The sequence below is a fragment of the Pseudomonas sp. NPDC088890 genome, assembly GCF_044900155.1.
Lineage (GTDB): Bacteria > Pseudomonadota > Gammaproteobacteria > Pseudomonadales > Pseudomonadaceae > Aquipseudomonas > Aquipseudomonas urmiensis.
In genome coordinates this window covers 223,181-238,120 of the sequence record NZ_JBJDNG010000005.1, presented here as the reverse complement: position 1 = coordinate 238,120, position 14,940 = coordinate 223,181, and the positions used below count along the sequence as shown (strand labels likewise).

Sequence of the window (14,940 nt, the reverse complement as noted above, 5' to 3'; positions counted from 1 at the left end):
ATAGCCAGGCAGGTCTTATTTCGTCGCATGGACCGCGCGTTCCCTCTCCTTGCCTGGATTTTCCCCACCATGTCCCTACGCAACATGAATATCGCTCCGCGCGCGCTGCTCGGGTTCGCCCTGATCGGCCTGCTGATGCTTGGCCTTGGCGTCTTCTCGCTGATCCAGATGGGCAACATCCGCCAAGCCGGTGTCGCCATCGAAAACATCAGCGTACCGAGCATCAAGACCCTCGACGAGCTGACCGCGCTCAATCTGCGCATGCGCACCCTGTCCTACCGCTTGCTGCTCAATCGCGAGCCGGCGACCCAACAGGAAACCCTGCGCCTGCTGGATGAGCGCAACGCCCAGATCGACCAGGCCAGGCGTGCCTACGAGCCGCTGATCGGCGCTGCCGACGAGCAGGCTGCCTATGATCAATACAGCCAGTTACTGGCGCAGTACCGCCAGCTGGAGTCGCGCATGCGCAGCCTGAGCCAGGCCAACCGCAGCGACGAGCTGCGCGACCTGCTCAACCGCGATCTATTGGCCAACTCCGAGCAGATCAACAAGGTCATGGACAGCCTGGTCCGGATCAACACTGAGCAGACCCGCCAAACCAACGAAACTGCCGCCAGCCAATACGCCGCCGCGTTCGCCTTGGTGATCGGCCTGTTGATTGCCGCCACCGTGCTGACCTTGCTCTGCGCCCTGCTGCTGACCCGCAGCATCGTCAAACCCATCGATGAAGCGCTCAAGGCCGCCGAGCAAGTTGCCGACGGTGACCTGACCCAGATCATCCGCGCCGAAGGCACCGACGAAGCCGCCCGCCTGCTGCGGGCCATGGCGCGCATGCAGGACAAACTGCGCGACACCCTGCAACTGATCGCAGGTTCCGCCACGCAGCTGGCCTCCGCTGCCGAAGAGCTCAACTGCGTCACCGATGAAAGCGCCCGTGGCCTGCACCAGCAGAATAACGAAATCGAACAGGCCGCCACCGCTGTCACCGAAATGACCAGCGCCGTGGAAGAAGTGGCGCGCAACGCCGTCAGCACCTCCGAAGCCTCCGGCGAAGCCAGCCGCTCTGCAGGAGACGGCCGCGACCTGGTGATGGAGACCGTCAACGCGATCGAGCGCATGAGTGGTGATGTGCAGGCGACCGCCAAGCTGATCACCCACTTGGCCGAACAGTCGCGCGACATCGGCAAGGTGCTCGACGTGATCCGCGGCCTGGCGGACCAGACCAACCTGTTGGCACTCAACGCTGCCATCGAGGCCGCCCGTGCCGGTGAGGCGGGCCGTGGTTTTGCCGTGGTTGCCGATGAAGTACGCGCGCTGGCCCACCGCACCCAACAGTCGACCAGTGAAATCGAGCGCATGATCGCCAGCATCCAAAGTGGTACTGGCGAGGCCGTCGACTCGATGCGCACCAGTACCGAGCGCGCGGAGTCGACCCTGAACATCGCCCGCGGCGCAGGGCTTGCGCTGGACAGCATTGCCGGGGCGGTGTCGCAGATCAACGAGCGCAACCTGGTGATTGCCAGCGCGGCCGAGGAGCAGGCCCAGGTCGCCCGCGAAGTGGATCGCAACCTGGTCAATATCAACGACCTGTCGGTGCAGAGCGCCACGGGCGCGCACCAGACCAGCGCGGCCAGTGCCGAGCTGTCTCGCCTGGCGGTGGACCTCAATGGCCTGGTGGCGCGTTTCCGCGTTTGAGCCAGCAGTGCGGTCGCCTGTTTTGGGGCCGCTTTGCGCCCCTTCGCGGCGGTTCGGCGCCCCGGCAAGCCCGCTCCCACAGGTACAGCGCCGTCCGTTAAAACACCGCTCACCCTGTGGGAGCGGGCTTGCCCGCGAAGGGGCGCAAAGCGGCCCCAAAAATCAAACGTGAGCAACGTTGCAAAGGACTGGTACTCCCCAAAGCAAAAACAGACTTTTCCTACATATCAAACTCTCGATTCGAGCTATCAATGTCCCCGTTTAGGCCTACGGAAAAGTGATGGTGGGTCGCCAGCTATCAGCGACCCTGCCCTCCCCGGTCATCTGAGCAGTCTCTGCCCGCAACGCGTCCAGGCCTCACGCGTCTTTGTCCCAAGCGGCGTCGAATCAGGAGAACCCCCATGCCCCAAGCCAACGCCAAGCAACGTGTAGCCTGCTATCAGTTCGCGCCCAAAATCGCCGACCCAAGCTTCAACCTTGAGCAATCGCTCAAGGCAATGTCTGAAGCTGCCGAGCGTCAGGCGAAATTGCTGGTGTTGCCGGAGTTGGCCTTGAGCGGTAATGCGTTACGCGACCGGGAAGAAGCCTTCGTCTGTTCGGTGTCACGCGACGGCACTCGCCTAAACGCACTGGCAGAGCAGGCTCGAGCGCTTGATCTGATCGTGATAGTAGGATTCTGCGAACGCCTGGAAGCCGGCCATGTGGCCAATACCTCGGTGATGATTCAGCCAAACGGCCAGCGCACCTTCTACCGCAAAGCACACCTGTGGAACCGAGAAACGCTGATCTTCACCCCGGGCGACTGCGCCCCGCCCGTGGTTCAAACGAGCTTAGGACGGGTGGCGATGATGCTCAGTTACGATTTGCAGTTCCCCGAGTGGGTTCGCCTGGCTGCGCTAGGCGGCACACAACTGCTATGCGCGCCGGTCAACTGGCCGGCAGCGCCTCGACCGAAACTGCAGCGCCCAGTTGAAGTGACCCGGGTACAAGCCAATGCAGCGGTCAATCACATGTTCATCGTGGCCTGCGACCGCTGCGGCCATGAGCGCGGCATGGACTGGGTTGCAGGCTCCACCCTGGTCGGTGCCGACGGCTATCTGCTGGCCGGCGGGATCAGCCTGGATCGGCCGCAATTACTGGTGGCCGACATCAAACTGCGCACAGCCTCCGACAAGCGCACTCCACCCTACAACGACATCCTCGCCGACCGTCGCCCCCAGCTCTACGGCAAGCTCTGCCAAGCCTAGTAGTCGATACGCACATCACCCTTGGGCACACTGCAGCACGACAGGATGTACCCCTCGGCTTCATCTTCTTCGGTGATGCCGCCGTTGTGCTCCATCTCCACGTCGCCACCGAGCTTGAGCACCTTGCAGGTGCCGCAGATGCCCATGCCGCAGGCCTTGGGAATCATCAAGCCGACCTTGGCCGCTGCCGCATGCACGGTTTCGCCGGGGGCTACGCGAATGCTCTTGTCGCTGCCGACGAACTCCACCAGGTTCAGATCCGACAGGTCCAGTTCCGGCGCGTCAGCGGCCTGTTCGGCATGCTCGACTGCGTCGGCCTTGGCTTCTGCTGGCGTCGCGCCGAACGATTCCTCGTGGTAGTTCTTCATGTCGAAACCAACCGCTTCGAGCATGCGCTTGACCGCCGTCATGTACGGCGTCGGCCCGCAGCAGAACACCGTGCGCTCCATGTAGTCGGGAGCGATCAACTCCATCAGCCGCTGGTTCAGGTAACCGCGATAACCCGCCCACGGCTCGCCCAAGCCATGCTTCTCGCAAATGATGTGCAGGCTGAAATTAGGAATGCGCGAAGCCATCTGCTCGAGCTCGCGGTGGTAGATGATGTCCTTCGGTGAGCGGGCGCTGTGCACGAAGACCATGTCGACATTGGCATTGGTGTCATAGAACCAGCGGGCCATCGACATCACCGGGGTGATGCCCACGCCACCGCTCAGGTACAGCACCTTGCCGGCCGGAAAATCGATCGCGTTGAACAGCCCCACCGGCCCGTGCACTGGCAGCTCGGCGCCCTCGTGCATGGTGTCGTGCAGGTAGTTGGAAACATGCCCGCCCGGCACCCGCTTGACCGTGATCGAGAAGCTGTACGGCACCGACGGCGAACTGGAGATGGTGTAAGAACGCATCACCTGCTTGCCTTCGATCTCAAGCTCCAAGGTGACGAACTGGCCCGGCTTGAAGAAGAACATGATCGGCTGGTCGGCCATGAAGCAGAAGGTGCGCACATCCCAGGTTTCCTGGATGACCTTGACGCAGCGCACGATGTGGCGGCCATTGGCCCAGGTCTGGGTAGTGACCGGGTTGAGGAAGGTATCGGACATGGTGTTCTCCAGCGGCCGACTACCGGCCTTTTATGGCTCCGATAATGCTCAAGGCGCTGGCGGCGTACATTCCTGCCAGCGACATCGGCGTGCTTATCGCGACCAGCCCCGACCTACAAGGGTTTACGCGTCGGAATTGAATTCGGCCATGTCGCCCATGGATACGGCTCAAGGCGTATCTGATCGCACACTCCACCGCAAATAGACCTGATGTTTTTTGCATGCAGCCTTGCGGCACCACAATAACGATTAGCCACCTTTCGCCGGCCCTTATCGGCCTTGAGGATAAAACGATGGACGTCACCGCAACCCTGAGCTTGGGCGATCCACTGGAAGCAGCACGCAAGGCCACCGCCGAGATGCTGCAGACCCGCGAGCGTACCTACTCGCTGCCCCAGCCGTTCTACACCGACGAGCGTCTGTTCCAGATCGACATGCAGGAGATCTTCCACAAGGAGTGGCTGATCGCCGGCATGACCTGCGAGATCCCGACCAAGGGTAACTTCCTCACCCTGCAGATCGGCAAGAACCCGGTCATCGTGATCCGCGGCGCCGAAGGCAAGGTGCATGCCTTCCACAACGTCTGCCGCCACCGTGGCTCACGGCTGTGCACCAGCGACAAGGGCAAGGTGGCCAAGCTGGTCTGTCCGTACCACCAGTGGACCTACGAGCTCGACGGCCGCCTGCTGTTCGCCGGCACCGAGATGGGCGCCGATTTCGACATGAAGCAGTACGGCCTCAAGCCGATCAACGTCAAAACTGCAGGCGGCTACATTTTCATCAGCCTGGCCGAGAACCCACCGGCCATCGACGAGTTCCTCGAAACCCTCGAGCACTACATGGAACCGTACGACATGGAGAACACCAAGGTGGCGGTGCAAACCACCTTGATGGAAAAAGCCAACTGGAAGCTGGTGCTGGAAAACAACCGCGAGTGCTACCACTGCAACGGCTCGCACCCAGAGTTGCTGAAAACCCTGCTGGAGTGGGACGACACCGAAGACCCCCGCGCCGACCAGGCCTTCAAGGACCACGTCGCCGCCTCGGCCGCTGCCTGGGAAGCCGAGAAGATTCCTTACCTGCACAAAAGCCATGGCCTGCGTAACCGCATCGTGCGCATGCCGCTGCTCAAGGGCACTGTATCGATGACCATGGACGGCAAGCAGGCCTGCCAGAAGCTGATGGGCCGGATCAAGAACCCCGACCTCGGCTCAATGCGCATCCTGCACCTGCCGCACTCGTGGAACCACTGCATGGGCGATCACATCATCGTCTTCACCGTATGGCCGATCAGCGCGCAGGAAACCATGGTCACCACCAAGTGGTTGGTGCACAAGGATGCGGTCGAGGGCGTCGATTACGATCCAGAGCAGATGCGTAAAGTGTGGGACGCCACCAACGATCAGGATCGGCGGTTGGCGGAAGAGAACCAACGCGGGATCAACTCCACCGCGTATCAGCCGGGGCCGTATTCGAAGACTTATGAGTTTGGCGTAGTGAACTTTATCGACTGGTATAGCCAGCGGGTGCTGGAGAATTTGGGGGCGGAGCCAGCGCCTTATCTCAAGGAACTTAAAGCCTAGGATGGCGGCGCCCCTTTTTTAGAGAAAAGGGGCGCCGTTCAACGCATAGGAAACTTACTGCTCTGTTCTCATGGAACTCATCGTTTGGCTAGGTGTTCTAGAACCCCTCCCGCGCCCGCGACCTCGCGTTGATGGTTTCCCTCGAAGAGATGAGGGTGAATCTAAAGTTAAATGTAAGGATGTAGGCCTGGGTGGGGCTGTATCTGGAGGTGGATTATCAAGCAAGCTCCTATTAACGCCCCCTTGCTCAGCACTTTTTGCTTTTACATTAGTGCCTCCTCCAAAATGAGCAGCTGCACTCACTCCTAATAGCATCGCTTCCCCCACAAGACCTGCAGTTTTACCAACCATATACGCAACGGTCAAACCGAATTCATTAGGATCGTAATCCATATGAGACGATGCTCGATCAACGGACATAATCGTTTGGTTGATCTTTATCGTCTCCACTGTAGTAGTAAAAACTTCTCCGATCGTTTTCAGAGCATAACCTGTGATGGTATAAAAAATAACGGGATTTGAAGAAATGTCTTTTAACATCTTATACGTGCTATGTATCCCAGCGAGGCCGGATTTCGCAATACCAATGGCTGAGAGGGTGTACTTCAGTGGGTTTCGCCCATCTGGATCAATCAAATTTACAGGATTATTTAGGACATACGCGTAGGCATTTAACCCGCCTCGATCAAATAGGCTTAAACTATCTGCCGAGTGAAATCGACGGAGCAAAGGATTGTAAACGCGATGTCCATTTCCCAGCATGTACCAGCCTAAACCTTTCTCGCACAACTGCCCGGTATATCCAATTGCGGGGGATGCTTCAGCAGGTTTGGTATATCCAAACGGGGTGAATTGAATTGCCTCCTGTACGCCTTCTGTGATCGATGTAATGACACTCGATTGGTGATCAGTTTGAAGAATTGATAGTGAACGGGCCATAATAGACTCCATAGGCACGACGAGGGGTCGGCTCAACGTTTGTTAATCGATAGACACATTACATCTTTAAGACTAGGCACCCGTCATATTTGGATCTCAAACTTACTCTTTCTTGCCGGCCTAGCCCCCCAGCAATTTTCTGCTCATTCATAATGACCCCTTTCTCCACGCATAAGCTGGTGGAGTCTCATCAGCTAACCGCTTCTCAATACCGTGGATCGCATCATCATAGCCACTGTCTATTTCGCGAATCTCCCTAAGGGTTCTAGCATTGGACTCTAGTTGCGCGTTCAATCGATTAAACTCAAACTCAAGCGCTAAGAGCTTATTGTCATATTCCGCTCGTTTCATATACAGTTGCGCGAGCTCGGTAAGACGTTTTAAACTCTCACCAGAATGTGGATCGCCGCTAGGAGAGCGGTCAGCTTTAACAAGATATTCAGTATCAACTATTGCGTCGCTCAGTTTATTTACATACTCTTGGAAATTACGCCTCCCTTGATCCACGTCATGAAGCTGCTGATACAGCTTCATATTCATTGAATGCTCAACCGCTAAGCGATTATTTCCATCCGAGATATTCTCTGCGCTCCTAGAAAAACTCCTTTTTCTGGTTCTGTTTCGCCCGGAAAAGTCCTGCCAATTGACAGGGTCACCTTCACAGTAGGCATAGGCATTAATTCCACCCTTTCCAAACGGACTCAGGCGATCCGGCGAATGGAATCGCATCAGTTTCGTATTGAAGGCGCGGTAGCCATTACCTAGCAGATACCAGCCCAGATCAGGCTCACGTAATTGCCCGGTAAACCCGAGCAAGGGGGACGTGGATTTTGCAGGGCAATATCCATAGGGGGTGTAAGCATTACTGGAACGCCCAGTTGCCCCAAGCGCCATAAATGGACTTAAAAGGCGATCTGTCGCTAGCAACTGCTGGGTGGCCATTGCGGAGTCTTCAGGTTCGGAATCTTGCCAGCAGGCTATCAGTGCAACGCTTTTAGCGAACCTGACAAAAATGCCAGGTCGATGGAGTGGGCGGAATGGGCGGCCTCAAAAAAGCCCGTCAGGTTCAGCACCCAAGCCGCTGGTTAAAAAACAGACAAAACTCTGTAGCCCATGAGCGGCAACGGGCCCAGCGGTAACCCAACACCTTATCCACAGAGCAACCAACTGAGTTTGTAGACAACTAGTGCCGCAACTAAACAGTGCTGTGGATAACAGGGATAAGCCCCTATGTGTGCTGGTTATCCAGCCCATTAGACAGAGGCTGTCAATTAATGAACAATCACGCGCACACGTTGATAGCTACGGGCTGTAGGGATCATCGAACAGTTTATCCACAAGGCCGCTAACAGTGTTTGTGGGTAATTACACGCCAACGCACTGAGCGCAAAGAACTAGGGCCCGTAACGGGGGCTGCTTTGCAGCCCAATCGCAGGCTGCGCCAGCTCCTACAGAAAGCTGGGTCAACCACACGAACGGGGTATGCAGATACCTGTGGGAGCAACTGTCTTTCTGTGAGAACCGACCTTGACGGCGATGGATGCTTAACCGCCTCGTGCGCAGGTCGCTGCTCAAGGGCATTGTGTCGATGACCATGGACGGCAAGCAGGCCTGCCAAAAACTGATGGGCCGGATCAAGAACCCCGACCTCGGCTCGATGCGCATCCTGCACCTGCCGCACTCGTGGAACCACTGCATGGGTGATCACATCATCGTCTTCACCGTATGGCCGATCAGCGCGCAGGAAACCATGGTCACCACCAAGTGGTTGGTGCACAAGGATGCGGTGGAGGGGGTGGATTACAACCCCGATGACATGCGCAAGGTGTGGGATGCCACCAACGATCAGGATCGGCGCTTGGCGGAGGAAAATCAGCGGTGGATCAACTCCACCGCCTATCAGCCGGGGCCTTACTCGAAGACTTACGAATTTGGCGTGGTTAACTTTATCGACTGGTATAGCCAGCGGGTACTGGAGAATTTGGAGGCGGAGCCAGCCGCTTATCTAAAAGAAGTAAGTGAACAATAAAAACTACGCCCCAAGGCTACCCGGCCTGGGGCGTATTTAACTAGCTGAAAACAACACGACTTACAATCTCGCGTATCATTTTCAGCTGCCTTCCTATGATCTGAAAACAACGAATACGCACTACGCCTTGTATTCCGCCTTCTGACTGCAAATAAGATCACTGCTCTCTGACCCAAGCCATAGTCGATATAATTTCTTGTTCTGCAAATAGAGCTCTTTGTTGCCAAGCGTCCCTCTCCCGGCGTGTATCATTCAGCTCATTCATTAACATTCTGGCCTCTACAGAGTTCAACGCTGAATCCTGTCTACTATAGGCACGGCTCAAACTCTGGCCTTCAGGGATCGGTGTAAGGGGAGGCGTATACATGTCAATAATGGTCTCCCGTGGAATAGTACCTGCACTGCGTTGCGGCTGGCTAATATCCGTGAATAGCCCGCGACTTGAATTATACATTGATATCCCGCCAGCTATAGTGTTTGCCGTATTCATCAAAGAATCGTATCCTGCAAAGAAGGACCCGGTCGCAACAATTGAAGCCGCGGTTTCAGTAAAGCCAGTCACTGTGATCAATGGATTTTGGGTGTCGGGATTATAGTGTGATCCGATGGCGCTACTTATGTTTCCAATAGCGGGAGCAGCCGACCCAAAAAAGTTGGCTTTAAAACCAACTAACGCCTGCCAAACGCTGGTGAGCATTGACATTAAAGTCTTACCACTCCGGTCATGGAAGTTAACAGGATCCCCACCACAATACGCATAGGAATTGATCCACCCAAGCCCAAATGGGCTCAAACGATCTGGCGAATGAAAACGCATCAACACCGGATTATAGGCGCGGTAGCCATTACCAAGCAGATACCAGCCCAGCTCACGCTCGCGCAGCTGCCCGGTAAACCCGAGCAAGGGGGATGGGGATTGTGCAGGGCGGTATCCGTAGGGGGTGTAGGCACTATGGAACTGGCCGCCTGCACCCAGCAGTGAAAGCGGGGTTTGGAGTTGATCTGTTGCCAGGATTTTAATTTTCGACATAATTTATAATCCGCATCCTGACCATTTTATACAGTACAGGAATATCTCTATCAGCTCTGTACATTGCAAATAAGCTAGCTGCGTGTGATGCCGCATCGTCCCAGATTAATTGGCCTGGAACGGGTTCATCTTGCATTCCGCTGCGGTCATGGCGATTTATTGGATCACCATGGCAAGGCATAAGGATTGATCCCACCTGCACCAAACGGATTTAACTGATCCGCAGAATGAAAACGCATCAGCACTGGATTGTAGGCTCGATGACCGTTGCCAAGCAGATACCACCCTAATGCACGCTCAGGCAGTTGCCCGGTAAACCCCAAAGAAGGAGCGGTATCTTGCGCAGGTCGATAGCTGTATGGGGTGTAAGCAGCCCAGGAACGGCCGCTTGCACCCATCGTCATAAGCGGGCTTAAAAGGCGATCTGTCGCTAGTAGCTGCTGGGTAGCCATTCTGGAATCTCCAGGTTCGGAATCTTGCCAGTAGGCTATCAGTGCAATGTAGTTGGCGAACCTATCAAAAATGCCAGGTCGATAGACCGGGCCGGAGTGGGCGACGCTATCAAAAAGCGCCCAGTGCAACATTGAAGGCGCTGGTTAAAAAACAGACAAAAGCCTCTAGCCCATGAACGGCAATGGCTCCAGTGCTAACCCAACACCTTATCCACAGAGCAACCAACAGAGTTTGTAGACAACTGTTGCCAAGACCCAACGGCGCTGTGGATAACAGGGATAAGCACCTAGTTCCTATTAATATCCAGCCCGTTAGATAGCGACTGATCAATTAATGAGCAATCACGCACACACGCTGATAGCCGGGGGCTGCAGGGATCATCAAACAGTTTATCCACAAGGGCGCTCACAGGGTTTGTGGGTAATTTCAGGCGAACGCAGTTGAGCGCAAAGAATTAGGGCCAGTAACTGGGGCTGCTTTGCAGCCCAATCGCAGGCTGCGCAGCTCCTACAGAATGCTGGGTCAACCACACGAAAGGGGTATGCAGAACCCTGTGGGAGCTGGCGCAGCCTGCGATGGGCCGCGCAGCGGACCCATTGGCCGTAAGTGACAGGCCTTATTTGATCATTTTTTACTCAATCTCCTGAAGGCCCCGTGCTCAGAGGGTTTGAGCAATGCGCAAACACTTTATCCACAGAGGGGCCAACAGTCTTTGTGCACAACCCTTCAGCGTAAGACCCCCTCCTCCACCAGCAGCTTGAGAATAGCCTCGGCCCCTTCCTGTGGAGAAACATCCTTGAGCACCTTGCCGCCGCCGCCACTGGCCTTGGCTGTGGCGGCCTTCATGCGGTCTGCACCGCTCTTGGCCTTGATTACCTTGAGCCGTTTGGGGCGGGGTCTAGCGGGCTGCAGCTCGGCATCGGTTAGCAGCTCATCCTCGACCACAGCCACGTTCCGCGCAGCCAGCACACCCCGTCGCGCCGGGCCAAAAGCACTCTGGCGCGGCTTTGGCGCAGCGTTATCCACAGTCGCCAGCAACGGCAGGCGTACTTTCAGACGACGCCGCTGGCCTCGCGGCAGGGCTTGCAGCACCTGGGCGGTGCCATTGTCGATCGACTCTACTTCTGCGAGCCCCACGATCAGCGGCCAACCGAGCTTCTCCGCCAACAAGAACGGCAACATCCCCGAACCTTCGCCGGTTTCCGCCTGGCTGCCGGTGAGCACCAACTGGGCGCCAGCATCACGCAGGTAATCCCCGAGCACGCCCAGCACATCGGCGCCAGCGGGCTGCTCCAGCACATCCAAGTGGTCCAACCCCATGCCCAGATAGGCGCGCAGTGCCTCTTCCCGAGGGTCGCCGGCATGCACGACCTGCAAGTTATCCCCAGCCAGTTGCAACCCCAGCTCCACGGCGCGCGCATCCTGTTCGGCGCGGCGGGTGCGGCCGGAGCTTGGGTGGGCGCCGATGGAGACCAGGCTGATGACTTTCGTACTCATGCTCATGCCCTTATGCCGCGTCGCGTTGGCCGGCGCTGCGGAAGTTGTCCACAGCCTCGATCAATGCTTGAAGAATCGCCGCGCTGTCGCCAATCACCGACAGGTCAGCCCGTTTGATCATGTCGCAGCCGGGGTCCATATTGATCGCCACCACCTTGTCGCAGGCGCCGATGCCCTGCAGGTGCTGGATTGCGCCAGAGATACCCACAGCCACGTAGACCCGCGCAGTAACCCAGGTACCGGTAGCACCTACCTGGCGGTTACGCGGCATGAAGCCGTCGTCCACCGCCACCCGCGAGGCGCCTTCGGTGGCGCCAAGGGCGGCAGTGGCCCTGTGGAAAAGCGCCCAATCCTTGACGCCGTTGCCGCCAGAGACGATGAACTCTGATTCGGCCATGGCGATCGCAGCAGGGTCGACCGCCACCGGGCCGAGGTCTTCAATCCGCGACAGGCTGCGCGCAATGCTTGTGGACAACTCGACCGGCAGGGCTTCATGGCGAGTCTCGTTGACCGGTTCGGCGCATTCGGCGCCAGCCAGTATCAACCGGGCGATGCCGCGCTGCAGGTCTTGCTGGCCGGAGCCGGCGCGGCCGATGCACTGGCCATCCTTGACCTGCCAAACCCGCGTCGCCGGGCGCTCGCCCAGTGCCGCGCCGAGGCGCCGACCCAGTTCGCCGCCACCGGTACGGCTGTCGGGCAGCAGCCAATGGCGCGGGGTGAACTGGTTATCCACAGCGCGCAGGCCTTGCACCAGTTGCTCAGGGGCATAGCCCTGGAACGCTTCACCGTCGATGACCAGCAGGCGATCAACCCCGGCTGTGGAAAAGTTATTTTCCTTGTGTTCGCCAAAGACGATGGCCAGCACCGCCCCCTCGCTGCCCGCCAGGCTGTGGGCCAGGCCCAGCACGTCGCGGTCGTGGCTGCCGAGGCGACCACCGACCATGTCCGGCACTACGGCGATGTAGAAGGCAGGGTCGGCCACCTGATGCAGCGGCAGCTGCACTTCAGCCGCCGCGCTGCGCCGCCCGCCCACACCTGTGCCGTGCTGGGCACCGCTGCGGTCGAGCCGCTTGAGGCCGTTAGGGCCGATGAACCCTGCGGCAATCGCATGAGGGTTCTTCCGGAGGATGCCGTTAGGCCCCATCCAGCTGGTCTGTTGCGTCTGCATCGCCGCATGCAGCGGGTGCAGGCGGTTGCGGGCGATCCACTCAGCGCGTGGGTCGCGGCGGATGATGTCGCTCATCAGTGCACCTCCGCAGGTTCACGTTTGGCTACTGGGGGCTTTGCGGCGGGGGCGTCGTCTTCGATCAGCACGTCAGCCACCAATTCGGCGAGATCCTTGATTTGTGGACGCGGCTCGACCACGCCTTCGAGCATTGCCGTGCACTGTGGACAACCCACGGCCACCAGCTGCGCCTCGGTCTCGCGGATATCGTCCATGCGCATGTCTGGGATCCGTTGCTTGCCCGGAATGTCAGTGATCGGCGCGCCGCCGCCACCGCCACAGCAACGTGAGCGGAAGCCTGAACGTTGCATCTCGCGCACCTCGATGCCAAGCGCCTTGAGCACTGCACGGGGGGCTTCGTACTCGCCGTTGTAGCGGCCCAGGTAGCACGGGTCGTGATAGGTCACGCTGCCGCCTTTGTGCTGACCGAGGTTGAGTTTGTTGGCGGCAATCAACTCGGCGATATAGGTGCTGTGGTGCTGCACCTGGTAGTCGCCGCCAAGGGCGCCGTACTCGTTTTTCAGCACATGGAAGCTGTGCGGGTCGCAGGTGACGATGCGCTGGAACCGGTACTTGGCCAGCGTCTGGATATTGCGCTTGGCCAGCAGCTGGAAGGTCGCTTCATCGCCCAGACGGCGGGCCACATCGCCACTGTCGCGCTCTTCCAGGCCGAGCACGGCAAAGTCCACACCGGAGGCCTTGAGTACTTTGACGAAGGCGCGCAGGGTGCGTTGATTGCGCATGTCGAAGGCGCCATCACCGACCCAGAACAGCACCTCGGTGCTCTGCACATCCGCCAGCAATGGCATGTTCAGGTCGGCGGCCCAGTTCATCCGCCCGCCCGGGTTGAAGCCGCCAGGGTTGTCGGTGGCGATCAGGTTGTCGAGCACCTCGGCGCCTTTGTTCGGGGTCGCGCCCTTCTCCAGGGTCAGGTGACGACGCATGTCGACGATGGCATCGACGTGCTCGATCATCATCGGGCACTCCTCGACGCAGGCACGACAGGTGGTGCACGACCACAGGGTTTCGGCGTCGACCAGGCCATTGACGATCGGCTGGTGCGGATGGCCGCCATGCTCGCCAATGGGCTTACCTGGATACGGGCTGCCCGCGAACGTGGCATCGGTGCCACCGGCCAGGCCAATGACCATGTCCTGGATGAGTTTCTTCGGGTTCAGCGGCTGGCCTGCGGCGAACGCCGGGCACATGGCCTCACACTTACCGCACTGCACGCAAGCGTCGAAACCGAGCAGTTGGTTCCAGGTGAAATCGACGGGTTTTTCCACCCCCAGCGGTGCGTTGGGGTCTTCCAGATCGAGCGGCTTCAGGCCAGTGGAACGGCCACCGCCGAAGCGCTCGGCGCGCCGGTGCCAGGCCAGGTGCAGGGCGCCAGCGAAGGCGTGCTTCATCGGCCCGCCCCAGGTCATGCCGAAGAACAGCTCGGACACACCCCACAGCACACCCAGGCCAAGCACGCCGACCATCACCCAGCCACCGGTGCCGGCAGGCAGGATGCCGGCAACCGGCAAGGTGGCGATGAAGAAGCTGGCAGCGAACACCAGCAGGCTCTTGGGCAAGCGCATCCACGGGCCCTTGGACAGGCGCGCAGGTGGGTTGAGCCGACGCTTGAAGACGAAAATGGCGCCTGTGAACATGATCACCGTGGCCACCAGCAGCCCGTAGCCGAGGATCTTGCTCTGCAGGCCAAAGCCGTGCACCAGGATCGCCAAAGCCGCCGACAGGACAAAGCCGCCGGCCGTGGCCACGTGGGTCTTGGACATGTACTTGTCGCGCTCGACCACGTGGTGCAAATCGACCAGGTAACGGCGCGGCATGGCCAGCAACCCGCCGAGCAGGTTGACCTTGGACGGTCGCCCGCGGCGCCACATGCGCACCCGGCGCACGGCGCCGAGCACCGCCAGCGCAAGGGCAGCGAACAGCAGGATGGGTAGAAGGGTGTTCAACATGGGAGGCTCCCACAACAGCTGAATGCTTGCGCCAATTCTCATGATGGGCGCGGACCCTGTGGGAGCGGGCTTGCCCGCGAATGCGTCAGATCAGACAACACTGTTGTTCATGCTGACGCTTTCGCGGGCAAGCCCGCTCCCACAGGGGGCCAGTCCCGCCCCGACAGGAGCGGTGTTC

Annotated in this window: 11 protein-coding genes and 2 pseudogenes; 5 read left to right on the top strand and 8 right to left on the bottom strand. The window is 58.8% G+C overall.

Features of this window, described 5'->3' with window-relative positions; translation table 11 throughout:
* Positions 1–27 precede the first annotated feature (27 nt).
* From ACI2JX_RS13500 to ACI2JX_RS13490, 3 genes and pseudogenes are all read left to right on the top strand, one after another.
* Positions 28–840 (top strand): annotated as a pseudogene (locus ACI2JX_RS13500) (MCP four helix bundle domain-containing protein); the annotation flags it as partial.
* On the top strand, positions 823–1,695 hold the full coding sequence (locus ACI2JX_RS13495; protein WP_372353311.1) for a methyl-accepting chemotaxis protein: 873 nt from the start codon (positions 823–825) through the stop codon (positions 1,693–1,695). The pseudogene ACI2JX_RS13500 and the gene ACI2JX_RS13495, both read left to right, overlap by 18 nt.
* A 401-nt stretch (positions 1,696–2,096) precedes the next feature.
* Positions 2,097–2,942, top strand: coding sequence for a nitrilase-related carbon-nitrogen hydrolase (locus ACI2JX_RS13490; protein WP_404690262.1), 846 nt, complete (start codon positions 2,097–2,099; stop codon positions 2,940–2,942).
* Here the strand turns inward: ACI2JX_RS13490 and gbcB are convergent.
* Complete coding sequence (gene gbcB, locus ACI2JX_RS13485; protein WP_186552766.1) at positions 2,939–4,039, bottom strand: glycine-betaine demethylase subunit GbcB; 1,101 nt, start codon at positions 4,037–4,039, stop codon at positions 2,939–2,941. The genes ACI2JX_RS13490 and gbcB overlap by 4 nt on opposite strands.
* A gap of 293 nt (positions 4,040–4,332) precedes the next feature.
* Here gbcB and gbcA point away from each other — a divergent pair, with 293 nt between their 5' ends.
* Entirely contained in the window at positions 4,333–5,622 is a 1,290-nt protein-coding gene (gbcA, locus tag ACI2JX_RS13480; protein ID WP_368973413.1) for a glycine-betaine demethylase subunit GbcA, read from the top strand.
* A 54-nt stretch (positions 5,623–5,676) separates the two neighbouring features.
* Here gbcA and ACI2JX_RS13475 read toward each other — a convergent pair whose 3' ends face one another.
* Positions 5,677–6,561, bottom strand: coding sequence for an RHS repeat-associated core domain-containing protein (locus tag ACI2JX_RS13475; protein WP_404690261.1), 885 nt, complete (start codon positions 6,559–6,561; stop codon positions 5,677–5,679).
* A gap of 147 nt (positions 6,562–6,708) precedes the next feature.
* On the bottom strand, positions 6,709–7,503 hold the full coding sequence (locus ACI2JX_RS13470; protein WP_404690260.1) for an RHS repeat-associated core domain-containing protein: 795 nt from the start codon (positions 7,501–7,503) through the stop codon (positions 6,709–6,711).
* Positions 7,504–8,107: 604 nt separating this feature from the next.
* Here ACI2JX_RS13470 and ACI2JX_RS13465 point away from each other — a divergent pair.
* Positions 8,108–8,590: pseudogene (locus ACI2JX_RS13465) on the top strand (SRPBCC family protein); the annotation flags it as partial.
* Positions 8,591–8,747: 157 nt separating this feature from the next.
* On the opposite strand, the gene ACI2JX_RS13460 reads toward ACI2JX_RS13465, so the two are convergent.
* The 5 genes from ACI2JX_RS13460 to dgcB all read right to left on the bottom strand — a co-directional run bounded on the left by ACI2JX_RS13460 (position 8,748) and on the right by dgcB (position 14,762).
* A complete protein-coding gene (locus tag ACI2JX_RS13460; protein ID WP_404690259.1) occupies positions 8,748–9,620 on the bottom strand; it encodes an RHS repeat-associated core domain-containing protein in 873 nt (290 codons plus the stop codon).
* A 164-nt stretch (positions 9,621–9,784) separates the two neighbouring features.
* Positions 9,785–10,072, bottom strand: coding sequence for an RHS repeat-associated core domain-containing protein (locus ACI2JX_RS13455; RefSeq protein WP_404690258.1), 288 nt, complete (start codon positions 10,070–10,072; stop codon positions 9,785–9,787).
* A gap of 727 nt (positions 10,073–10,799) precedes the next feature.
* Entirely contained in the window at positions 10,800–11,570 is a 771-nt protein-coding gene (locus ACI2JX_RS13450; protein ID WP_392463917.1) for an electron transfer flavoprotein subunit beta, read from the bottom strand.
* 10 nt (positions 11,571–11,580) lie between these two features.
* On the bottom strand, positions 11,581–12,813 hold the full coding sequence (locus ACI2JX_RS13445; RefSeq protein WP_404690257.1) for an electron transfer flavoprotein subunit alpha/FixB family protein: 1,233 nt from the start codon (positions 12,811–12,813) through the stop codon (positions 11,581–11,583).
* Positions 12,813–14,762 carry a dimethylglycine demethylation protein DgcB gene (gene dgcB, locus ACI2JX_RS13440; RefSeq protein WP_264235281.1) on the bottom strand — a complete coding sequence of 650 codons (1,950 nt, stop codon included), beginning with the start codon at positions 14,760–14,762 and terminating at the stop codon, positions 12,813–12,815. The genes ACI2JX_RS13445 and dgcB overlap by 1 nt, the downstream gene beginning before the upstream one ends.
* Positions 14,763–14,940: the final 178 nt, after the last annotated feature.